Origin of the sequence: Pseudomonas sp. SCT (assembly GCF_003864275.1) — a bacterium.
Classification (GTDB): Bacteria; Pseudomonadota; Gammaproteobacteria; order Pseudomonadales; family Pseudomonadaceae; genus Stutzerimonas; species Stutzerimonas stutzeri_AE.
On the sequence record NZ_BDJA01000009.1, the window covers coordinates 87,257 to 108,806 of the forward strand.

The window sequence follows — 21,550 nt, forward strand, 5'->3', positions numbered from 1 at the left end:
CGTGGGTCGCGCTGGCCTGTTGATCTGCCTGCTGTTCAGCCTTGAAGTGGCGCAGGCAGATGACCGCGGTGGGTGGCAGGCGCTGCGTGAGGGACGTGCTGTTCTGATCATGCGCCATGCAGCGGCGCCCGGCCTCGGTGACCCTGACGGCTTTCGCCTCGACGACTGCACCACCCAGCGCAACCTCGACGAGCGTGGCCGTGCCGAGGCCCGACAATGGGGTGTGCGGCTGCGCGACGCCGGCATCACCAACGCTCGTATCTTGAGCAGCCGCTGGTGCCGGGCGCGGGACACGGCGGAGGGCATGGCCCTTGGTGAAGTTGAAGCGCTCCCGGCGCTGGACTCCTTCTTTGCATTGCCCGCAACCGAGCGACGGTACACTGCCGCGCTGCGTCAGGCGGTCGGGGCGCTGGAGCCGGGCTTGGTCGCGGTACTGGTGACCCATCAGGTCAACATCACTGCGCTGACCGGCATCTTCCCGCAATCGGGAGAGGGGCTGATTGTGGCGCTGCCGCTCGCAGAGCCGCCGGTGATATTGGCGCGCCATGCTCCGTCCTAGCCAGCCTTGGTTCCTTTGGCGTAGTTATCCCAGATGTGGATGGCGGCGTAGGCCCGCCAGGGCCGCCAGCTTTCGGCGCGTGCCGTCAGCGCCTTTGCGGTGATACCGCCGTTTCCCCACAGCGGGGCTTTGAGCAGCCCCAGATCGGCCGCTGGAAAGGCATCCGCAACGCCGAATCCGCGCAAGGCAATGTACTCGGCCGTCCACGGGCCGATCCCCGGCAGTTCGCAGAGCTTTCTGACCAGTGCGTCGGCACCATCCTCCACATGCAGCTGCAGTGCTCCGTCAGCCACCGCCGCCGCCAGGCGTCGTAGAGCCTGTGCGCGTCTGGCTGGCATGCCGATGTTCTCCAATGGATCATCGGCGATCGCCCGGGCGGTAGGGAAAAGCAGTTCCAGCCCCGAGGGTGCGCCCTGCAGTGGCTCGCCCAGCCGCTCCACGAGACGACGGGTGATGGTCACCGCCGCTTTGACCGTGACCTGCTGGCCGACCACCGCCCGCACGGCCTGTTCGAAAGGGTCGTAGGCGGCGGGCAGACGCAGGCCGGGTTGTACCGCAATCAGCGGCCCCAATGTCGGATCGCTGGTGAAATGCGCCGCGATGGCTTGTGGGTCGGCGTCCAGGTCGAACATCTTGCGTACCTGGCTGACCAGCGGTTTGGCGGCGTGCTGCAGGGAATCGCTGAGAGTCATTTCGAGGGCCGGGCGATCGGCCAGCGCTCGCACGCTGAGCCAGCCGCGGGCGTCGCCGAGGCGCAACGTGCGGGCGTAGCCGTCGGCGTCCAGGCGCTCCACGCCCGGCAGCAGACGCAGGGCAAAATGCCGATGGAACTGTTGCCAGTCCCAGGGTTGCAGGTAGGGCAAATGCAAGGTTTCGGTCATAACCAGACACTAGCGTCCGTCATTCACTTTGTCGCCCCGAAGTGTGCTTTCCAGTCCCACGCCTCCCGCTGTCATGTTGGCCAACGTAGAATGCCTCTCTTTTCGGTGGGCGATTCGGATCGTCCGTCACCTCAGCCAGCTTCAGACACCGGAGCGCTGTGCCGGTGTCTGCCAACGGAGATACCCCATGAGTGACTTTCAGGAAACTCTCTTCGAGGGATACGGCCAGCGGTTCCAGATCGACAAGCTGCTGCACGAAGTGCGTACCGAGCATCAGCATCTGGTGATCTTCGAGAACGCGCGCATGGGTCGGGTCATGGCCCTCGATGGCGTGATCCAGACCACCGAAGCCGACGAGTTCATCTATCACGAGATGCTTGCCCACGTGCCGATCCTGGCCCATGGATTGGCGCGCCGCGTGCTGATCATCGGTGGCGGTGACGGTGGTGTGCTGCGCGAAGTGGCGCGCCACCGCGATATCGAAAGCATCACCATGGTCGAGATCGATGGCGCCGTGGTGGAAACATGCAGGGAATTCCTACCGAACCATTCCGCTGGAACCTTCGATGATCCGCGGCTGAAACTGGTGATCGCTGACGGCATGCACTTCGTGACGAATACCGAGGAGAAGTTCGACGTCATCATTTCTGATTCCACCGATCCCATCGGTCCTGCCGAGGCGCTGTTTTCAGAGCACTTTTATCAGGCCTGCCGGCGTTGCCTGAACGACGGTGGCATCCTAGTCACTCAGAACGGCACGCCCTTCATGCAGCTGGGCGAGGTGCAGACGACTGCCAAGCGCCTGCATGGCCTGTTTGCCGATTGGCACTTCTACCAGGCAGCAGTGCCTACCTATCTGGGTGGCTCAATGGCTTTCGCCTGGGGCGCCTGCAACGCCGAGAGTCGCAAGCTGCCGCTGGAAACCTTGCTGCAGCGTTTCGTCGGCAGCGGCATCGTTACACGCTATTACAACCCGCACGTGCACATCGCTGCGTTCGCACTGCCTCAGTACGTTCTGCACGCGATCGCCAAGCCCAGCAACGACTGAGCTCAGCTGCGGATAGGTCGGCAATCGCAGCTCGGCGGCCCGCCCCGGCAACGGGGCGGGCCGCTTTGCGTCCGCAGGCATGTTGAACTGCCGGTACGTCACGGGGTTCTACTGACATGAGGTCGTGATCGCTGAAGCTGGCGTGGCGGTTTGCCACATAGCCCGTGCAGTCAGCTTCGCGGCCTGCTAGCTTGTCAGCGTGGACAGTGTCCACCGCGTCTCTTCGACTAGCTGTTGCGACTTCCGTTTGCCCGATGTCTTGACGACGGAGCCGATCTCCCGCTGAGCTCGTGGCAACTTCATCCAGGTATGAGAGGAGGTTGATTTATGAGCACCACCTTCCACGAGGATGTCAGCAGCACCGTTCTGCGCCGGATGAAGGAGGGCGGTTTCGATTTTGCCCGAGTCCATCCCATCGAGTTCTACGCGGTATTCCCGGAACAGGACCGCGCCCAGATAGCCGCACAGAACTTTCGCGGCGAAACCATCAATACCCAGGTGTTTCCGCGTGAGGACGGAAGCTGGAATCTGCAGATAAGCAAAGTGATGTATGCAACGTTCGATGGCATCGGCGATTTCGAGCAGGACCTCGAACACCTCGTCGAACCTCTCGGCGGAGTGCTCGATGGCTGGGGTGTCACCCAGGAAATCGAAGGTCTGAGCGTCTGATCCTTTTCATCCTCTCTTGAAACCGCTCTGAAGTGCCTGGTCCCAGGGAGGGACCGGGCCGAAGCGGTTCTTCAGAAACTCCAGCAGCAAGCGACTGCGCGAGTCAGCTTCTCGGGTCAGACGCAGCGCGTAGATGCCGCTGGCTTCCGGTTGCGGTAACCCCCCTTCGCAGAACAACGGCAGCAGCTCGCCGCGCAACAGCTGATCGCTGATCAGCCAGGTTGGCAGGTGCGCGATGCCGAGCCCGGCCAGCGTGCCGGTCAGCAGTGCCTCGGCGTTGTTCGCCACCATGCGCATTCGGCCCGGCCGCAGCAGCTGTGGCCGACCGCCACGTTCGAACCGCCAGGCGTGGGGCGGCGCCAGCGCATCCCAGTCCAGCCCGTCATGCTCGGGGAGTTCTTCCGGTTGCAGCGGCACCCCGCGACGTTCCAGATAGGCCGGGCTGGCACAGACGATGCGCACCATCGGCGCCAGCGGCGTGGCGACCAGCCGCGTGTCGGCGAGCGGGCCGATACGCAGAACCAGATCTACCTCACCCAGGTGCTCGCCGTGCAGATCGACGAAGCTGTCGATCAGCCGCAGCTGGATGTCCACCCCGGGGTAGGCCTGGAGAAACTCGGCCAGTGCCGGGGCCAGATGGCGACGACCGAACGGCGCTGGCGCGTCGATTCGAATGCGACCCTCCGGCGCGCTGTCCAGCGAGGCAGCCTCCGCGCGCGCCAGGTGCAGTTCCTGGACGATCCGCCGTGCACGCTCGGCAAATGCCAGCGCGGCCGGCATTGGGCGAACGGCATGGGTAGTGCGGCTGAACAGCTGGCAGCCAAGGGCTTGTTCCAGTGCATCGATACGGCGAGCGACTGCCGATGGCGTCAGACCATGGCGGCGCGCCGCCGCCGAAAAGCTGCCGGTATCGAGTACGTCGATGAACAGGTTCAGCTGGGCGGAGAGGGCATCGGGCAGCATTCGATTCTCGCTTTTGCGGTTTTCGCAAAACCATTGTGCGTGGCTATGCGTACCGGTGCCAGCCATGGCGGCGTAGCATAAGCGCCTCATTGACGTTGGAGCGGACGAATGTTGCTGGATATCGGACTGAACGTGCTGCTGGGACTGGCATTAGGCAGCCTCGGCGGGTTGTTCGGTATCGGTGGTGGATTGATCGCGATTCCCGTGCTGGGTGTGCTGTTTGACCTGGACCAGCAACTGGCGCAGGGCACCGCACTGGTGATGGTTGTGCCCAACGTCCTGCTCGCCATCTGGCGCTACCACCAGCGCAATCGCATCGACTGGCGCAATGCCGTTGCGCTGGGCAGCACCAGTTTTCTCTTTGCGATCCTCGGCGCGGCCGTTGCGGTGTCGTTGGATGCCGGACGCATGCGCATGGCGTTCGTCGGCTTCTTGCTGGCATTGGCCGCGTACACCTTGCTGCGGGTGTTCCTGCGTCCGACGCCGGGTAACGGTCAGCTGCGCCATTCCTGGCCCTGGCTCAGTCTGCTCGGTGCAGGTGCCGGCGCAGCTGGCGGCCTGTTCGGCGTGGGTGGTGCGGTCATCGCCACGCCGATTCTTACCAGCGTATTCGGCGCCTCGCAGGTGGTCGCCCAGGGGCTTTCGCTGGCATTGGCAGCGCCAAGTACCGGCGTCACGCTGGTCACCTATGCGCTGCACGGTCAGGTCAACTGGCTGCTGGGGATTCCGCTGGCGGCCGGTGGGCTGCTCAGCATCAGCCTTGGCGTCAGGCTTGCGCATGCTTTGCCTGAGCGGTTGTTGCGGTTGCTGTTCAGCCTGTTTCTGGTGGCCAGCGCCGTGCTGCTGGCCCTGGAAAGCTGATCGGTCAAGTCAGCAGCGCGAGCGCCCAGCCGCCGAAGGCCCCGCCGACCACCACCAGCCAAGGCGGCAGCTTCCAGTACATCAGGGCGGCAAGCGCGAGGAGGGCCAGAAGGAAGTGTTCCGGTGCCTTTATGCCGCTGGTCCAAACCGGGTCGTATAGCGCGGCCAACAGCAGGCCGACCACCGCCGCGTTCACGCCTGCCAGCGCCGCCTGAGTGCGTCGATTACTACGTAGTTTTTCCCAGAATGGCAGCACGCCGATCACCAGCAGGAACGAAGGTGCGAACACCGCCACCAGGCACAGCGCCGCGCCCAGCCAGCCACTGGGGCCGACATTCATCGAGGCACCGAGAAACGCCGCGAAGGTGAACAGCGGCCCTGGTACCGCCTGTGCAGCGCCGTAACCGGCCAGGAATGAATCGTTGTCCACCCAGCCCGCCGGCACCACCTCCGCCTGCAGCAATGGCAGCACTACGTGACCGCCGCCGAACACCAGCGCGCCGGTGCGATAGAACGCATCGACCTGGGCCAGAGCCTGGCTGCCCGTGCCGCTGGCGAGCAGCGGGAGCAGGGCAAGCAGCGCGAAAAACAAAGCCAAGGCCATCAATGCCATCCGCGTTGTCACGCTTACGGGCACCGCTACATGCGCCGCGCTGGCGACTGGACGAAAGATCAACAATCCAAGCAGACCGGCGACAAGAATGACGCCAACCTGACTCCAGATGAAGGGAAGCAGCAACACGGCGCTAGCGGCGGTCAGGGTGATGGCTACTCGCGGCCCGTCGGTGCACAGCGTGCGCGCCATGCCCCACACGGCTTGAGCAACCACTGCCACGGCGACGATTTTCAGGCCTTGGAGAAAGCCATTCGGCAGTGCATCACCCCACCGCGCGATGCCCAGCGCAAATAGCGTCAAGGCGACCGCTGAGGGCAGGGTAAATCCGGCCCAGGCGGCAAGCGAGCCCCGATAGCCCCCGCGCAGCAGGCCGATCGCCAGGCCGACCTGGCTGCTGGCTGGTCCGGGGAGAAACTGGCACAGGGCGACCAGGTCGGCGTAGCTGCGCTCGTCGAGCCAGCGGCGCTGCTGGACGAACTCGGTGCGAAAATAGCCGAGATGAGCCACCGGCCCGCCAAAGGAAGTCAGGCCGAGGCGAAGAAACACCAGAAAGATGGTCCAGGCGCCGAGTCGGCTGTTTGCCGTATCGCGGTGAGATTCGTTAGGCATGCGGGTTCTGAAATGTGCAGGGATGAGTCGGGCGGCATTCTATCCGCTGAACATGTCAGGCTGGTGACGTTCAAGCGTCGCTGCGCCGTTGTGCGGCCAATCGTCCGCAACCAGAAAAAGCCGCTCCTGCTCGTGCCAGACGCCGTCCGTATCCGGTTCCAGCCGTGCCAGCAGTTGCGCCCGGGCCTGCGCCGGATTGCCCGCGAGCCAATCGGCGTAGCGGCTTGCCTCCCACACGTCAGCAGGTGCAATGCGCGCCGGTGCCAGCCAGGCCGCACGGGCAATGGGCTGCCAGACCGAGTCCGGTGTTCCTGCTGTGAAACCCGGCCAATCGGCCTGGCGCAACCACTGTCCACGCAGATGGAGTGGATTCGCGCCGCGTGGTGGTCTGCAGCCCTGGGGCCACGGCTGGAACAGATAGCCGCCTAGCCAGAAGCTGCTCTGCACGGCACGCCCGGTCAGCTCCGCCAGTACGGCCAATGTTGCCGGCTGGCTGCACAGCGGCAGCTGGTGCTCGCACAGATGGGCCAGCTTGAGATCGAGGCGGTCGTGGCTGCCTGGGCCAAGCCATTGCGCGTGCAGGCTGCCATCGCCTTGTCCGGTTCCGAGATAGAACTTCACCGCCAGCTCGAGGTGGTGCACGCCCTCGTCATCGCAGAACAGCAGGTCCAGCTCACCCAGGGTGGTGCCGTTCTGGCGAACTGGCAGATTGGCTGCAAGCAATTGAATGTCCGGCGCCTGGGACAGTGCGTACTGCCATAGGCGTTCGTAATAGAGGCCGAGCCGTCGGATGCTGTGCAGCGACAGCCAGGCTTCGAGGATGGACGGACCGGCATCCTGCTGCAGCAGCCAACCTGCCAACAACTCCGGCTCGCTGCTCCAGCGGCTTGCGTGCAATGGATGGCGCTGGCGCTGCGGCGCTTCGCTCAACAAGGGTGGCGATAGAATCGTCCAGGCAAGATCGCGCACCTGCGGATGCTGGAGACGGCGGGGGAGGTCGGCAAGACTGCGAAGGCTCATGGGTGCAGCATAGCCGTCGGTTTGCTGATGGTCTGGCGTTTCGCCGATAATCCGCTGCCGCTGAACACCGCCGCCGCTCAGGCGCTCTAACGCCTGTTGGTGGAATGCAGACTGGCGCAGATCGCTGATCGGTCACGTTGCCGGCGCGCTGCATGGTACTTTTCGAGCGTTGCGACTGCCCGCAACCATCCGCCCAGCCACACCAGGGAACGTCAATGGAGCAATTCCGCAATATCGGCATCATCGGCCGCCTGGGTAGCTCCCAGGTGCTGGATACCATCCGCCGGCTGAAGCGATTCCTCGTCGAACGCCATCTGCATGTGATTCTCGAAGAAAACATCGCCGAGGTGTTGCCGGGCCATGGCATGCAGACATCATCCAGGCAGCGCCTCGGCGAATCCTGCGATCTGGTGATCGTGGTTGGCGGTGACGGCAGCCTGCTCGGCGCCGCTCGCGCGATGGCCAAGCACCGGGTGCCGGTATTGGGCATCAACCGCGGCAGTCTCGGCTTTCTCACCGATATCCGTCCGGATGAGCTGGAAGAGAAGGTTGCCGAGGTGCTCAACGGCCAGTACACGCTGGAGAATCGCTTCCTGCTCGAAGCCCAGGCGCGACGCTTCGACGAACCGATCGGCGAGGGCGATGCGCTCAACGATGTGGTGCTGCACCCCGGCAAATCCACGCGGATGATCGAATTCGAGCTGTACATCGACGGCCAGTTCGTCTGCAGCCAGAAGGCCGACGGCCTGATCGTGGCGACGCCCACCGGATCCACCGCTTACTCACTGTCGGCGGGTGGCCCGATCATGCATCCGCGTCTGGACGCCATCGTCGTCGTGCCCATGTACCCGCATACCTTGTCGAGCCGCCCGATCGTGGTCGATGGCAACAGCGAGCTGAAGATCGTGGTGTCGCCGAACATGCAGATCTACCCCCAGGTGTCCTGCGATGGGCAGAACCATTTCACCTGCGCGCCGGGCGACACCGTGACGGTGCGCAAGAAACCGCAGAAGCTGCACCTGATTCACCCGCTGGATCACAACTACTACGAAGTGTGCCGAACCAAGCTGGGCTGGGGCAGTCGCCTCGGCGGGGGCGATTGATGCAGCTTGATCCCGAACGCGGCTACGACCTGATCGGTGATGTGCATGGCTGCGGTCGTGCGCTGGCGCGTCTGCTGGATCAGCTGGGCTACCGCCTGCAGGGCGGTGTCTGGCGCCATTCGCGGCGACAGGTGATCTTCCTCGGCGACATCATCGACCGCGGCCCGCATATCCGCGAGGCGCTGCATCTGGTCTACGACATGGTCGATCGTGGGCAAGCCTACTGCATCATGGGTAACCACGAGTTCAATGCGCTGGGCTGGTACATGCCGGCTCCGCCGGGCAGCGGCCGGGAATTCGTGCGTGACCGCACGCCGCGCTTCGCCCGCCTGCTGCAGGAGACGTTCGAGCAGTTCGAGCGGTATCCGGACGAGTGGCGAGCGTTCCGCGAATGGTTCTACGAGTTGCCACTGTTCTTGGAATCCGAGCGCTTCCGCGTGGTGCATGCCTGCTGGGACAGCTGGGTGATCGCACGCCTGCGTCCGTTTCTCAACGACGCCTGCCTCAATCCGGCAATCCTGCGCGAAGCCGGCCTGCCGGGCACCTTCATCTGCCAGGCGCTGGACCGGCTGCTGCGCGGCACCGATATGCCGCTGCCCGAGGGCATGACGCTGACCAGTGAGGAAGGTTTCGTGCGTACCTTCTTCCGCACCAAGTTCTGGGAAGAGAATCCACAGACCTACGGTGACGTGGTGTTCCAGCCCGATGGGCTGCCGGACCATGCGGCGCGCATGCCGCTGTCTGCGCAACAGAAGAATCGCCTGTTCCTCTACGGTCCGGACGAGCCGCTGTTGTTCGTCGGCCACTATTGGCGTCGCGGCCAGCCGGGGCCGCTGCGCGACAATCTGGCCTGCCTGGACTACAGCGCGGTGAAGAACGGCAAACTGGTGGCCTATCGGCTGGATCAGGAAGTCCGGCTAGACCCGGCGAAGTTCGTCTGGGTCGATGTTTGCGCGGTGTTCCGAACATGAGTGTCGAGGTGAGCGAAGCGCTGCGCCTGCCGCTGTCGGAAGACCTCAGCGGCTTCATCGCCCTGCTGCGCCGTCTGCGGGTGCCGTGCCGGGTTTCGGAAGAGGGCGATCAACAGGTACTGCGTGTGCCGGTTGAGGTCGTCGAGCAGGTTCGTGACCTGTACGCGCGGCATCCCCATGGCGATGACAGCGTCGTCATCGAACAGCCGCGTCGCCGCGGCGGTTTCGTCGCCGCCCTGCGCGCCAGCCCGCTGACCGCGGCGGTGTTGGTCATCACCCTGGTTGTCGCGGCTATCACCATGCTTGGTGAGAATTTCGCGACGATCCGCTGGCTGAACTTCGTCGACTTCCGTATCGACGGTGAATACGCCTACTTCGCCTCGCTGGAGCAGACACTCGCTGCCGGACAATGGTGGCGGCTGATCACGCCGATCTTCGTGCACTTCGGAATTCTGCATCTGGCGATGAACAGCATGTGGTTCTGGGAGCTGGGGCGGCGCATTGAGGCCCTTCAGCGTGCCTGGATGCTGCTGGCGCTGACGCTGCTGTTCGGCCTGGTATCCAACTTCGCCCAGTACCTGTTCGGTGGGCCGGGCATCTTCGGCGGCCTGTCGGGTGTGCTCTACGGCCTGCTCGGGCATTGCTGGCTGTACCAGAAACTCGCCCCCAACGAGGCCTACCGGCTGCCGCCCGGCGTGGTGGTGCTGATGCTGGTTTGGCTGGTGATCTGCCTCACTGGCGTCATCGAGGTGCTCAGTTTCGGCGCGCTGGCCATTGCCAATGCGGCGCATGTGGGCGGGTTGGTCGCAGGCTGCGTCACCGGCGTGATTGGCGGCATGCTCGCTCGCCGCCGTTAGCTTGCGAGGCTTTTCCCTAAAGCATGACTGCCCGGTAGAATGGCCGTTCGTTTCCCTCGGAGCTGGCCATGTCGACCTTTATCCAAACCGCCGAAAACATCACCCCGGAAATCTACCAGAGCCTCAAGCAGGCCCTCGAACTCGGCAAATGGGCTGATGGGCGCAAGCTGACCCCCGAGCAGAAGGAAACCTGCATGCAGGCGGTGATCGCCTGGGAGCTGAAGAATCTCCCTGAAGAGCAGCGCACCGGCTTCATGGGTGGTCAGGAATGCGGCTCCAAGAGCAAAAAGGCCGAGCCGGCCGTTGATACCAGTCTGTTCTCTCCCGCTTCGGGAACTCGCCACTGATGCTTGAATTGGGACGCGGTGCGCTGAGCAAGATGTCGATCCAGCTGGGCGCGCCGGCGCAGTATTCCTTCCGTCTGAACGACGAGCTGGTGCCGGTCAACCCGCTGATCGGCAAGACTCTGCGGCTGGAATACCTCGGCGCCATCAACTGCACCCATTGCGGGCGCAAGACCAACAAGAGCTTCAGCCAGGGCTATTGCTATCCCTGCTTCAAAAAGCTGCCGCAGTGCGATGTCTGCATCATGAGCCCGGAAAAATGCCATCACGATTTCGGCACCTGCCGTGATCCGCAGTGGGGCATGGACTTCTGCATGACCGACCACGTGGTGTATCTGGCCAACTCGTCGGGCATCAAGGTCGGCATCACCCGCGCCACGCAGCTGCCGACGCGCTGGCTCGACCAGGGTGCCAGCCAGGCGCTGCCGATCATGCGCGTCGCCACGCGCCAGCAGTCCGGCATGGTTGAAGACTTGCTGCGCAGTCAGGTGGCCGATCGCACCAACTGGCGGGCGTTGCTCAAGGGCGATGCGGAGCCGATCGACCTGATCGAGATGCGTGAGCAGATCTTCGATGCCTGCGCCGATGGCCTGCGCGAGCTGCAGCAGCGCTACGGGCTGCAGGCGATCCAGCCAGTGGCGGATGCCGAAGTGCTGGAGATTCGCTATCCGGTCGAGGCCTATCCAACCAAGGTGGTCAGCCTCGATCTGGAGAAGACACCGGTGGTCGAAGGCACGCTCAAGGGTATCAAGGGCCAGTACCTGATTCTCGATACAGGCGTCATCAACATCCGCAAGTTCACCGCTTATCAGGTCGCCGCCAGCGCTACGGCGTAGGGTGGATAACGCTTCGCTTATCCACCGATTGGCCCCGCCCTCAGGCTCAAGTCGAGCGGCCCGGACCATCGCGTGGAAAAGGCTGCGCCGTTTCCACCCTACAAGTCCGCTGCGACAGGCGCTAAGCTCGAACTCATCCGCAGCCCGGTTTCCGGGCTGGCATCCATATTTCCGCTTGAAGCTAGCCGCTTGAAGCTCAGCCGACGAGGTTTCCATGCGTACCGAACAACCGAAAGTCATTCATCTGAAGGATTACCAGGCGCCCGAGTACCTGATCGATGAAACCCACCTGACCTTCGAGCTGTACGAGGATCGCACCCTGGTGCACGCCCAGCTGGTGATGCGCCGCAACCCCGAGCGTCCGTCCGGCAAGCTGCCACCGCTGGACCTGCACGGGCAGGAACTCGAATTGCTGTCCATCGCGCTGAACGACCGCGAACTGGCTGCAGGCGACTACCAGCTCAGCGAAGACTGCCTGACCCTGCAGCCGGACAGTGACAGCTTCGTCATCGACAGCTCGGTGGTGATCCACCCGGAAAGCAACACCGCGCTGGAAGGGCTGTACAAGTCCGGCAGCATGTTCTGCACCCAGTGCGAGGCCGAGGGCTTCCGCAAGATCACTTACTACCTCGACCGCCCGGACGTGATGAGCAAGTTCACCACCACCGTGAGCGCCGAGCAGAAGGCCTATCCGGTGCTGCTGTCCAACGGCAACCCGATCGCCAGCGGCAGCGAGGACAACGGTCGCCACTGGGCAACCTGGGAAGATCCGTTCAAGAAGCCGGCCTACCTGTTCGCCCTGGTTGCAGGTGACCTCTGGGCCATCGAAGACAGCTTCACCACCATGAGCGGTCGCGACGTGGCGCTGCGCATCTATGTCGAGCCGGAGAACGTCGACAAGTGCCAGCACGCCATGGACAGCCTGAAGAAGTCGATGAAGTGGGATGAAGAGGCCTACGGTCGCGAGTACGACCTGGACATCTTCATGATCGTCGCAGTCAACGACTTCAACATGGGCGCCATGGAGAACAAGGGCCTCAATATCTTCAACTCCAGCGCCGTGCTGGCCCGCGCCGAAACCGCCACCGATGCCGCGCACCAGCGTGTCGAGGCGATCGTCGCCCACGAGTATTTCCACAACTGGTCGGGCAACCGCGTGACCTGTCGCGACTGGTTCCAGCTGTCGCTCAAGGAAGGCTTCACCGTCTTCCGCGACTCACAGTTCAGCGCCGACATGAACTCGGCGACGGTCAAGCGCGTCGAGGACGTCGCTTACCTGCGCACCCACCAGTTTGCCGAGGATGCCGGCCCGATGGCGCACTCGGTACGCCCGGAATCCTTTATCGAGATTTCCAACTTCTACACCCTGACGGTCTACGAGAAGGGCGCCGAAGTGGTGCGCATGATCCAGACACTGCTGGGCGAAGAGGGCTTCCGCAAGGGCAGCGACCTCTATTTCGAACGGCATGACGGTCAGGCGGTGACCGTCGACGATTTCGTCAAGGCCATGGAGGACGCCAACGGCGCCGATCTGACCCAGTTCAAGCGCTGGTACAGCCAGTCCGGCACGCCGCGCCTGGCGGTCAGCGAGCAATACGACGAGGCGGCGAAGACCTACAGTCTGACCTTCCGCCAGAGCTGCCCGCCAACGCCGGGCCAGCCGACCAAAGAGCCCTTCGTGATTCCGGTGAAGCTTGGGCTGCTGGCTGCCGATGGTTCGGACATGCCGCTGCGTCTGGACGGTGAAGCCACTGCCGTGGGGACCAGCCGGGTGCTGGCGGTGACCGAGGCCGAGCAGACTTTCACTTTCGTCGACGTCGCCGAGCGCCCGCAGCCATCGCTGCTGCGTGGGTTCTCTGCGCCGGTGAAGCTGGATTACCCGTACAGCCGCGACCAGCTGATGTTCCTCATGCAGCATGATTCCGATGGCTTCAACCGCTGGGAAGCGGGGCAGCAGTTGTCGGTGCAGGTGCTGCAGGAGCTGATCGGTCAGCATCAGCGTGGTGAAGCGCTGGCGATGGACGAGCGCCTGATCTCGGCGCTGCGCACCTTGCTGCAGAACGACGAATTGGACGCGGCGATGGTAGCGGAGATGCTGTCGCTGCCGGGTGAAGCCTATCTGGCTGAAATCAGCGAAGTGGCGGACGTCGATGCCATCCACGCTGCACGCGAGTTCGCCCGCAAGCGCATCGCCGATGCGCTGTTCGAGCCACTGTGGCAGCGCTACCAGGCCAATCGCGAAACCTCACGCAACACCGCCTATGTCGCCTCGGCCGAGCACTTCGCTCGTCGCGCGCTGCAAAACATCGCGCTGTCGTACCTGATGCTGAGCGAAAAAGCCGAGGTCGTCGCGGCCTGTCTGGAGCAGTTCGAGCAGGCCGACAACATGACCGAGCGCCTGACCGCGCTCGCCGTGCTGGTCAACTCGCCATTCGAAGCAGAGCGCGACAAGGCGCTGCAGACGTTCGCCGAGCACTTCAAGGACAACCCGCTGGTGATGGATCAGTGGTTCAGCGTTCAGGCCGGCAGCCCGTTGCCCGGCGGGCTGGAGCGCGTGCAGACGCTGATGCAGCACACGGCGTTCACGCTGAAGAATCCGAACAAGGTGCGCGCGCTGATCGGTGCCTTTGCCAACCAGAACCTGGTCAACTTCCACCGCGCCGATGGTGCGGGCTACCGCTTCCTTGCCGATCAGGTGATCACCCTCAATGCCCTGAACCCGCAGATCGCCTCTCGCCTGCTGGCGCCGCTGACCCGCTGGCGCAAGTACGACAGCGCGCGCCAGGCGCTGATGAAGGGCGAGCTGGAGCGCATCCTCGCTTCCGGCGAGCTTTCCAGCGACGTCTACGAAGTGGTGAGCAAGAGCCTCGCCTGATTCACCTGGGCCGATCGTGCAATGCGATCGGCCTTTCTCTGACTCGAGCCTGTTGCCGGGCTGCTGTCCCCGAAAACTACCTTCTGCATATCGTGACCATGCGCCGGCACTCCGCGTCCGATCGCCACTTCGACGTCGACTCAGCCAGCCGCCATACTGGCCACTGGCCCAATCAGCCTGGGTGATCACGCGTCAATCATTGCGTGAGAGTTAACAATTCATAACGTCCGGCCAATTGTGCCTGTCTGTGTAAGCTGGCTAGGATGGCCGAGCCTGCACTACAGGCCTTACCTAATAAGAATAAAGGGGGTATGTATGAGTGAGCCCGTTCTGCGGCGCACACTATCCGGCCGCGCCAAGGTTGCAAACCAGGCGAGGGCGTCGCGTTTTCACTCATCGGTTGCCGGCATGCTTTCGCTATGCGGCACGTTTTCGCTCCTGCTGCTCTCGGCATCGATGCCCGCTCAGGCCGCTACCGATGGCCAGATTCGCTATTCGATCGAGTCGGCCAAGGCCGCATCCAATCTTCTGCTCGATATCACGCAGGCCGGTGACCGTATCGTTGCGGCGGGTGATCGGGGCCACATCCTCTTTTCCGACGACGAAGGCAATAGCTGGACCCAGGCCAAGGTGCCGACACGTCAGCTGCTGACTGCCATCGATTTCATCGATGACAAGCATGGCTGGGCGGTTGGACACGACGCGCTGGTACTGGCTACTGCCGATGGTGGTGAAAGCTGGGCGGTGCAGTACGAGGAGCGCGAGCGCGAGGCGCCACTGCTGGATGTCTGGTTCGAAGATACCCAACACGGCATCGCCGTCGGAGCCTACGGCGCGTTGATCGAAACCATCGATGGCGGCCAGAGCTGGGATGACATCAGCGAGCGTCTCGACAACGAAGACGGCTTCCACCTCAACGCCATCACCCATATCGAAGGCTCCGGCCTGTTCGTGGTTGGCGAAATGGGCGGCATGTTCCGCTCCGCCGATATGGGCGAGACCTGGGAACGGGTCGAATCGCCCTATAAGGGTTCGTTCTTCGGCGTAGTGGGCGGCTCGGAGCCAGGCGTGGTGATCGCCTTCGGCCTGCGCGGCCACCTGTTCCGTTCCACTGATTTCGGCGACAGCTGGCAGGCCATCGAGCTCAGCAACGGCAACGGCCAGGCGCTGGAGTCTGGTCTGGCCGATGGCAGCCTGCTGCGCGATGGTCGCATCGCGGTGGTCGGCCACGGCGGTGCCGTGCTCACCAGCGATGATCAGGGCCGCAGCTTCAAACTCGTCAACCGTCCCGACCGCCGTTCGCTGTCGGGCGTTACCTCCGATTCCCAAGGCAACCTGATCTTGGTAGGGCAGGGCGGTGTTCGCATCGCCTCGCCATCGGGCGCGGATCTGGCCCCAAAACAATAAAGCCGGGAGAGTCTGCATGACCAAGCACCAACAGAAGCCGGCGTCGTTCCTCGAACGCCTGATCTTCAACAACCGGCCGGCAGTCGTCGTACTCTGCCTGCTGATCAGCGCGTTCCTGTTTTATCAGGCGGCCCAGGTTCGGCCGCAGACCAGCTTCGAGAAGATGATTCCGCTGGCGCATCCTTACATCCAGAAGATGCTCGAGCACCAGAACGACCTGGCCAACCTCGGCAACACCGTACGGATTTCCGTGGAAGCGGTGGAGGGCGACATCTTTTCCAAGGAGTACATGGAGACGCTGCGGCAGATCCATGACGAAGTCTTCTACATCCATGGTGTCGACCGCTCCAACATGAAGTCGCTGTGGAGCCCGAGCGTGCGCTGGACCGAGGTCACCGAGGAAGGCTTCGCCGGTGGCGAAGTGATCCCGCAGACCTACGATGGCTCGGCCGAAAGCCTGGATGACCTGCGCGACAACATACTCAAGTCCGGCCAGATCGGTCGTCTGGTAGCCAACAACTTCAAGTCAAGCATCATCGACGTGCCGCTGCTCGAGTCCTACCCGGACCCGGAAGACCAGAGCCGGCAGATCAAGCTGGACTACCAGAAATTCTCCCACGAGCTCGAAGAAAAGATCCGCGAGAAGTACCAGGCGCAGAACCCGAACGTGAAGGTGCATATCATCGGCTTCGCCAAGAAGGTCGGTGATCTGATCGACGGGCTGGTCGGCGTGGCGTTGTTCTTCATCGTCGCCATCGGCATCACCTTCGTCCTGCTGCTGTGGTTCACCCGTTGCCTGAAGAGCACCATCGCGGTGTTGATCACCACGCTGATCGCCGTGACCTGGCAGCTCGGCCTGTTGCACACGCTGGGCTTCGGCCTCGATCCGTACTCGATGCTGGTACCGTTCCTGGTCTTCGCCATCGGTATTTCCCACGGCGTGCAGAAGATCAACGGCATCGCCATGGCCTCCGGCTACACCGAAGACCCGGTTACGGCGGCGCGCATGGCATTCCGTCAGCTGTTCATCCCCGGCATGGTGGCGTTGCTGTCGGATGCGGTGGGTTTCGTAACCCTGCTGCTGATCGATATCGGCGTGATCCGCGAGCTGGCCATCGGCGCGTCGCTGGGCGTGGCGGTCATCATCCTGACCAACCTGATCCTGCTGCCGGTGGCGATTTCCTATATGGGCATCAGCCAGCGGGCGATCAAGCAGGCCCGTGAAGAAGCCTCGCGTGATCATCCGTTCTGGCGCGCGCTGTCGAACTTCGCCAGTCCGAAGGTGGCGCCGATCTCCATCACCATCGCGGTGGTCGCGCTGGCCGGTGGCCTCTGGTACGGCCAGAACCTGAAGATCGGCGACCTCGATCAGGGCGCACCGGAACTGCATCCGGATTCGCGCTACAACCTGGACAACGACTTCGTCATCCGCAATTACTCGACCAGCTCCGACGTACTGGTGGTGATGGTCAAGACGGCGCCGGAAGGCTGTTCGCACTACGACACGCTCGCCGCCATGGACGAGCTGATGTGGAAGATGCAGAACACCGAGGGCGTACAGTCGGCGGTGTCGATGGTCTCGGTGGCGCGCCAGGGCATCAAGGGCATGAACGAGGGCAGCCTGAAATGGGAAACGCTGTCGCGTAACCCGCATGTGTTGAACAACTCCATCGCCCGCGCCGAAGGCATGTACAACAGTGACTGCTCGCTGGCGCCGGTACTGGTGTTCCTCAACGACCACAAGGCGGAGACGCTGGAGCACGTGGTCGCCGCGGCGAAGGATTTCGCCGAGGAAAACAACCGCGAAGGTCTGGAGTTCGTCCTGGCCGCGGGTAACGCCGGTATCGAGGCGGCCACCAACGAGGTCATCGCCGCGTCGGAAACCACCATGCTGATCGCGGTCTACCTGGCTGTGAGCATCATGTGCCTGCTGACCTTCCGCTCGCTGGCGGCCACGCTCTGCGTGATCCTGCCGCTGGTGCTGACCTCGATCCTCGGCAACGCACTGATGGCCTTCATGGGCGTCGGCGTCAAGGTGGCCACGCTGCCGGTGATCGCGCTGGGCGTGGGTATCGGTGTGGACTACGGCATCTACATCTACAGCCGTCTGGAATCCTTCCTGCGCCAGGGCATGACCCTGCAGGAAGCCTACTACCAGACTCTGAAATCCACCGGCAAGGCGGTGATCTTCACCGGCGTGTGCCTGGCGATCGGCGTGGTGACCTGGGTGTTCTCGGCGATCAAGTTCCAGGCCGACATGGGCATGATGCTGACCTTCATGTTCCTCTGGAACATGGTCGGCGCGATCTGGCTGCTGCCGGCCCTGGCGCGCTTCCTGATCAAGCCGGAGAAGCTGCGTCAGAAGGCGTGATGTTCATGCAGTAACGAAAACGCGGCCCTAGGGCCGCGTTTTTTTATGGCGGATCGTGATGGGTCGGCTGAGATCAGGCGCTCTGGCTTACCGCCTGGAATGCAGCCTGCGCGGCCACTTCGCCGATCACCAGGATCGCCGGGCTCTTCAGCTTGAAGGCCAAGGCATCGCGGCACATGCCGCCGAGGCTCGAACGGCATTCGCGTTGCTGCGGCAGTGAAGCGTTCTCGATCATCGCCACTGGTGTACCGGCGGAAAGTCCGCCCTCCAACAGCCCGGCCTGCACCTGTTCCAGCTTGCTCACACCCATGTACACCACCAGCGTGGTGCCGCTTTTGGCCAGCGCCTGCCATTCCGGACTGCTGTCGTCGAGCGTGTGCGCTGTTACCAGGGTGACGCCGCGGGCGACGCCGCGCTGGGTCAGCGAGATGCCGCATTGCGTGGCGCCGGCCAGGCCGGCGGTGATGCCGTTCACCAGCTCGACCTCGATCCCGCGTGCCGACAACCATTCGGCTTCTTCGCCACCGCGGCCGAAGATGCACGGATCGCCACCCTTGAGGCGCACCACGCACTTGCCCTGGCGGGCGTAACGCAGCATCAGACGGTGGATGAAGGCTTGCGGTGTGGAGCGGCAGCCGCCGCGCTTGCCCACCGGGATGATGCGAGCGTTCGGGCAGTGTTCGAGCACGGCGGGGTTGACCAGGTCATCGATCATCACCACCTGTGCCTCGCCCAGCGCGCGCACGGCCTTGAGAGTCAGCAGTTCCGGATCGCCAGGGCCGGCGCCTACCAGCCAGACTTTTGCGCTCATGGGGTAATCCTCGTCTTGGTTGGTATCAGAGAAGTGCGCGTTCCGGCTGGCTGGCCAGCAGACGCTTGATTTCGGGTACGCAGGAGCCACAGCTGGTGCCGCAGCCGAGTTCCTGCTTGAGGCCGGTCAGATCGAGACCGCGCTCGATGCCTGCACGGACCTTGCTCTGGCTGACGTTCATGCAGTTGCACAGTGTGCGGTCGGTGTTGATGGTCGCGCCGCCAGGTGGCGCGCTGAGTGGAGCCAGCAGCCAGCGACGCAGTTCGGCGTCGGCGCTGCCGCTTTCCCAGAGTCCGCGCAGCCACTGCCGGGCGGCGGTCTCGCCGGCCAGGCGCAACGCGACGATACGGCCTTCCTCGATGCGTACGCGCTTGCCGACTGCACGACGCGGGTCGTCATAGGCCAGCACCGGGCCTTCGTCGAGGCCGAGCAGGCTGTCGATGGCGTCCAGCTCGGCAGCCGTTGGGGCCGCATTCCGGGCGGCGCGGATCAGCAATGCCGAGCGTTCGCGCCCGCCGAGGCTGAAACTGGCGTAGTCGAAGGTTTCGAACAATCGCCGCAGCGCCTCGAAGCGTCGCTGCACATCGCCTTCAACCAGCGCAAAGAACTGCCAGGGCAATTCGACCTGTTCGACTTCGATGCCGGCGTGCTTGAGTTCCGGCTGCTTCGACAGCGGATCGACGCTGGCCAGAGTCAATACGTTGCTGCCCAGCCCCTTGAGAAAGCGATCGCCCCAGTGCATCGGCAGGAAGGCCTGGCCGGCACGCAGGCTGTCGTCCTTCTGCACCGGCAGGATCAGGCTGCCGCGACGGCTTTTCACCGTCACCAACTGGCCGTCCAGCAGACGCCGGCGGCGCATGTCTTCAGCGTTCATGCCGAGCAGTGCTTCCTCGACATGACCGAACAGCCGCGCCGCGGTGCCGGTGCGGCTCATGCCGTGCCATTGGTCGCGCAGCCGGCCGGTATTTAGCGTCAGCGGATAGCGCGCCTCGCGCTTTTCCTTCGGCGCCTGATAATGCTCGGCGATAAAACGCGCGCGGCCGTTGGCAGTGGGGAACACACCGTCGCCATACAGCTGCGCTGTGCCCTGTTCGCTGCCCGGCGGGAATGGCCACTGCTGCGGACCGAGGGTATCGATCAGTGCATAGCTCAGGCCGCTGTAGTCCAGATCGCGACCGGCAGTGAGCGGCTTGTACTCCTCGAACAGCGCTTCGGCATTCTCGAAGGCAAACAGGCTCGGCGCACCGGGGCGCAGGTGGCGTTCCAGGCGCCGGGCGAAATCACAGGTGATCGCCCAGTCCGCACGGGCTTCGGCGGGCGCCGGTACGGCGCGGCGTACATGGCTGATACGGCGCTCGGAGTTGGTCACCGTGCCTTCCTTCTCGCCCCAGCTCGCGGCCGGCAGCAGAAGGTCGGCGTGGCGGCAGGTTTCGGTGGTGAAGAAGGCTTCCTGCACCACGACGAAGGTGCAGGCCGCCAGGGCCTCATGGACTTTCTGTTGGTCCGGCAGCGACTGGGCCGGGTTGGTGCAGGCGATCCACAGCGCCTTGATCTTGCCTGCGCGCACCGCCTCGAACAGCTCGATGGCGGACAGTCCGGGCTGTTTCGGTAGCTGCTCGATACCCCAGTAGTCGGCAACCTCTGCACGGTGTTCGGCGTTGGTCGCATCGCGGTGGCCGGGCAGCAGATTGGACAGGCTGCCGGTTTCGCGGCCGCCCATGGCGTTCGGTTGACCGGTCAGCGAGAAGGGCCCGGCTCCTGGCTTGCCAATCTGTCCGGTGGCCAGGTGCAGGTTGATCAGCGCACTGTTCTTGGCGCTGCCGGCGGTGGATTGATTCAGGCCCATGCACCACAGGGAGAGGAAGGCTGGCGCGCTTCCAATCAGCCGTGCGCAGGCTTGCAGATCATCGACAGAGATGCCGCAGAGGTCGGCGACCATCGCCGGGGTGTAATCGCGCACCAGGCTTTTCAGCGCATCGAAGCCTTCGGTATGGGCATCGATGAAGCGGCGGTCGATCCAGCCTTCCCACATGAGGATATGCAGCAGCCCGTGGAACAGCGCGACATCGGTTCCCGGCAGGATCGGCAGGTGCAGGTCGGCCAGCTCGCTGGTGTCGGTGCGCCGCGGGTCGACGACGATGATGGTCATCTCCGGTCGCTTCGCCTTGGCTTCTTCCAGGCGGCGGAACAGCACCGGATGCGCGTAGGCCATGTTGCTGCCGGCGATCAGCAGGCAGTCGGCCTGCTCGATGTCCTCGTAGCTGCAGGGTGGGGCGTCGGCGCCCAGGCTGCGCTTGTAGCCGACCACCGCCGAGGACATGCACAGCCGCGAGTTGGAATCCAGGTTGTTGGTGCCGACCAGGGCCCGGGCCAGTTTGTTGAAGGCGTAGTAGTCCTCGGTCAGCAACTGACCGGAGACGTAGAAGGCGATGCTGTCCGGGCCGTGCTCGCGGATGGTCTCGGCGAATACGCTGGCCGCGTGCTCCAGGGCACTGTCCCAGTCGGTACGGCTGCGCACCAGGCCCTTGCCCAGACGCAGCTCGGGGTAGAGCGCGCGAGCGTCCAGATCGCCGGTCAGGTGCAGGGTCGAGCCCTTGCTGCACAGCTTGCCGAAGTTGGCCGGATGGCTGGGGTCGCCGGCCACATCGAGGATGCGCTCGCCGTCGTGCTCGATCAGCACGCCACAGCCGACACCGCAGTAGCAGCAGGTCGAGGCGGTTGTCATACGCATGGCGTCGTCTCCAGGGAA

At 63.8% G+C, this 21,550-nt stretch carries 18 protein-coding genes; 12 read left to right on the top strand and 6 right to left on the bottom strand.

All coding sequences use genetic code 11. The annotated features are described in order from the left end of the window. The first annotated feature begins 1 nt into the window (after position 1). Positions 2–559 carry a histidine phosphatase family protein gene (locus BHD08_RS19730; RefSeq protein WP_125024493.1) on the top strand — a complete coding sequence of 186 codons (558 nt, stop codon included), beginning with the start codon at positions 2–4 and terminating at the stop codon, positions 557–559. Here the strand turns inward: BHD08_RS19730 and BHD08_RS19735 are convergent. Continuing rightward, positions 556–1,440: a DNA-3-methyladenine glycosylase gene (locus BHD08_RS19735; RefSeq protein ID WP_125024495.1), complete on the bottom strand. Its 885-nt coding sequence runs from the start codon at positions 1,438–1,440 to the stop codon at positions 556–558. The two genes, BHD08_RS19730 and BHD08_RS19735, sit on opposite strands and share 4 nt — an antisense overlap. A gap of 187 nt (positions 1,441–1,627) precedes the next feature. On the opposite strand from BHD08_RS19735, the gene speE reads away from it, so the two are divergent. After that, a complete protein-coding gene (speE, locus tag BHD08_RS19740) occupies positions 1,628–2,488 on the top strand; it encodes a polyamine aminopropyltransferase (protein WP_125024497.1) in 861 nt (286 codons plus the stop codon). 327 nt (positions 2,489–2,815) lie between these two features. After that, the gene (locus BHD08_RS19745) at positions 2,816–3,157 is read left to right on the top strand and encodes a ribonuclease E inhibitor RraB (RefSeq protein WP_015276755.1); all 342 of its coding nucleotides are present in this window, start codon (positions 2,816–2,818) and stop codon (positions 3,155–3,157) included. A gap of 6 nt (positions 3,158–3,163) precedes the next feature. Here BHD08_RS19745 and BHD08_RS19750 read toward each other — a convergent pair whose 3' ends face one another. After that, a complete protein-coding gene (locus BHD08_RS19750; protein ID WP_015276756.1) occupies positions 3,164–4,120 on the bottom strand; it encodes a LysR family transcriptional regulator in 957 nt (318 codons plus the stop codon). 108 nt (positions 4,121–4,228) lie between these two features. On the opposite strand from BHD08_RS19750, the gene BHD08_RS19755 reads away from it, so the two are divergent. Further along, positions 4,229–4,981, top strand: coding sequence for a sulfite exporter TauE/SafE family protein (locus BHD08_RS19755; RefSeq protein ID WP_125024499.1), 753 nt, complete (start codon positions 4,229–4,231; stop codon positions 4,979–4,981). 4 nt (positions 4,982–4,985) lie between these two features. Here the strand turns inward: BHD08_RS19755 and chrA are convergent, their stop codons facing one another. Both chrA and BHD08_RS19765 read right to left on the bottom strand, forming a co-directional pair. Then, on the bottom strand, positions 4,986–6,206 hold the full coding sequence (gene chrA, locus BHD08_RS19760) for a chromate efflux transporter (protein WP_125024501.1): 1,221 nt from the start codon (positions 6,204–6,206) through the stop codon (positions 4,986–4,988). 39 nt (positions 6,207–6,245) lie between these two features. Next, on the bottom strand, positions 6,246–7,226 hold the full coding sequence (locus BHD08_RS19765; protein WP_125024503.1) for a DUF1853 family protein: 981 nt from the start codon (positions 7,224–7,226) through the stop codon (positions 6,246–6,248). A 215-nt stretch (positions 7,227–7,441) separates the two neighbouring features. Here BHD08_RS19765 and BHD08_RS19770 point away from each other — a divergent pair, with 215 nt between their 5' ends. From BHD08_RS19770 to BHD08_RS19805, 8 genes are all read left to right on the top strand, one after another. After that, positions 7,442–8,329, top strand: coding sequence for an NAD(+) kinase (locus BHD08_RS19770; RefSeq protein ID WP_003280695.1), 888 nt, complete (start codon positions 7,442–7,444; stop codon positions 8,327–8,329). After that, positions 8,329–9,300, top strand: coding sequence for a metallophosphoesterase (locus tag BHD08_RS19775; protein ID WP_125024505.1), 972 nt, complete (start codon positions 8,329–8,331; stop codon positions 9,298–9,300). The genes BHD08_RS19770 and BHD08_RS19775 overlap by 1 nt, the downstream gene beginning before the upstream one ends. After that, complete coding sequence (locus tag BHD08_RS19780; RefSeq protein ID WP_125024507.1) at positions 9,297–10,157, top strand: rhomboid family intramembrane serine protease; 861 nt, start codon at positions 9,297–9,299, stop codon at positions 10,155–10,157. Before BHD08_RS19775 ends, BHD08_RS19780 begins: the two co-directional genes overlap by 4 nt. Before the next feature lie 68 nt (positions 10,158–10,225). Continuing rightward, entirely contained in the window at positions 10,226–10,504 is a 279-nt protein-coding gene (locus BHD08_RS19785) for a YeaC family protein (protein ID WP_125024509.1), read from the top strand. After that, on the top strand, positions 10,504–11,337 hold the full coding sequence (locus BHD08_RS19790) for a DUF2797 domain-containing protein (RefSeq protein ID WP_125024511.1): 834 nt from the start codon (positions 10,504–10,506) through the stop codon (positions 11,335–11,337). The genes BHD08_RS19785 and BHD08_RS19790 overlap by 1 nt, the downstream gene beginning before the upstream one ends. 214 nt (positions 11,338–11,551) lie before the next feature. After that, positions 11,552–14,212: an aminopeptidase N gene (gene pepN, locus BHD08_RS19795; protein ID WP_125024513.1), complete on the top strand. Its 2,661-nt coding sequence runs from the start codon at positions 11,552–11,554 to the stop codon at positions 14,210–14,212. Between the two features lie 408 nt (positions 14,213–14,620). Continuing rightward, on the top strand, positions 14,621–15,619 hold the full coding sequence (locus BHD08_RS19800) for a YCF48-related protein (RefSeq protein WP_125024605.1): 999 nt from the start codon (positions 14,621–14,623) through the stop codon (positions 15,617–15,619). 16 nt (positions 15,620–15,635) lie between these two features. Beyond that, positions 15,636–17,990, top strand: coding sequence for an RND family transporter (locus BHD08_RS19805; protein WP_125024515.1), 2,355 nt, complete (start codon positions 15,636–15,638; stop codon positions 17,988–17,990). A gap of 73 nt (positions 17,991–18,063) precedes the next feature. Here the strand turns inward: BHD08_RS19805 and cobA are convergent, their stop codons facing one another. Together cobA and BHD08_RS19815 are read right to left on the bottom strand one after the other, a co-directional pair. Further along, entirely contained in the window at positions 18,064–18,801 is a 738-nt protein-coding gene (cobA, locus tag BHD08_RS19810) for a uroporphyrinogen-III C-methyltransferase (protein WP_125024517.1), read from the bottom strand. 25 nt (positions 18,802–18,826) lie between these two features. Then, positions 18,827–21,532, bottom strand: a complete 2,706-nt coding sequence (locus tag BHD08_RS19815) for a nitrate reductase (protein ID WP_125024519.1) — start codon at positions 21,530–21,532, stop codon at positions 18,827–18,829. Between the last annotated feature and the right edge of the window lie 18 nt (positions 21,533–21,550).

Excerpts from the sequence above, each read along its gene's own strand:
- speE (WP_125024497.1), top strand. The coding sequence starts at position 1,628 with ATGAGTGACTTTCAGGAAACTCTCTTCGAGGGATACGGCCAGCGGTTC.
- BHD08_RS19745 (WP_015276755.1), top strand. The coding sequence starts at position 2,816 with ATGAGCACCACCTTCCACGAGGATGTCAGCAGCACCGTTCTGCGCCGG.
- BHD08_RS19765 (WP_125024503.1), bottom strand. The coding sequence starts at position 7,226 with ATGAGCCTTCGCAGTCTTGCCGACCTCCCCCGCCGTCTCCAGCATCCG.
- BHD08_RS19775 (WP_125024505.1), top strand. The coding sequence starts at position 8,329 with ATGCAGCTTGATCCCGAACGCGGCTACGACCTGATCGGTGATGTGCAT.
- BHD08_RS19780 (WP_125024507.1), top strand. The coding sequence starts at position 9,297 with ATGAGTGTCGAGGTGAGCGAAGCGCTGCGCCTGCCGCTGTCGGAAGAC.
- chrA (WP_125024501.1), bottom strand. The coding sequence starts at position 6,206 with ATGCCTAACGAATCTCACCGCGATACGGCAAACAGCCGACTCGGCGCC.
- BHD08_RS19785 (WP_125024509.1), top strand. The coding sequence starts at position 10,226 with ATGTCGACCTTTATCCAAACCGCCGAAAACATCACCCCGGAAATCTAC.
- BHD08_RS19735 (WP_125024495.1), bottom strand. The coding sequence starts at position 1,440 with ATGACCGAAACCTTGCATTTGCCCTACCTGCAACCCTGGGACTGGCAA.
- BHD08_RS19815 (WP_125024519.1), bottom strand. The coding sequence starts at position 21,532 with ATGCGTATGACAACCGCCTCGACCTGCTGCTACTGCGGTGTCGGCTGT.
- BHD08_RS19770 (WP_003280695.1), top strand. The coding sequence starts at position 7,442 with ATGGAGCAATTCCGCAATATCGGCATCATCGGCCGCCTGGGTAGCTCC.
- BHD08_RS19800 (WP_125024605.1), top strand. The coding sequence starts at position 14,621 with ATGCTTTCGCTATGCGGCACGTTTTCGCTCCTGCTGCTCTCGGCATCG.
- BHD08_RS19755 (WP_125024499.1), top strand. The coding sequence starts at position 4,229 with ATGTTGCTGGATATCGGACTGAACGTGCTGCTGGGACTGGCATTAGGC.
- BHD08_RS19805 (WP_125024515.1), top strand. The coding sequence starts at position 15,636 with ATGACCAAGCACCAACAGAAGCCGGCGTCGTTCCTCGAACGCCTGATC.
- pepN (WP_125024513.1), top strand. The coding sequence starts at position 11,552 with ATGCGTACCGAACAACCGAAAGTCATTCATCTGAAGGATTACCAGGCG.
- BHD08_RS19750 (WP_015276756.1), bottom strand. The coding sequence starts at position 4,120 with ATGCTGCCCGATGCCCTCTCCGCCCAGCTGAACCTGTTCATCGACGTA.
- cobA (WP_125024517.1), bottom strand. The coding sequence starts at position 18,801 with ATGAGCGCAAAAGTCTGGCTGGTAGGCGCCGGCCCTGGCGATCCGGAA.
- BHD08_RS19790 (WP_125024511.1), top strand. The coding sequence starts at position 10,504 with ATGCTTGAATTGGGACGCGGTGCGCTGAGCAAGATGTCGATCCAGCTG.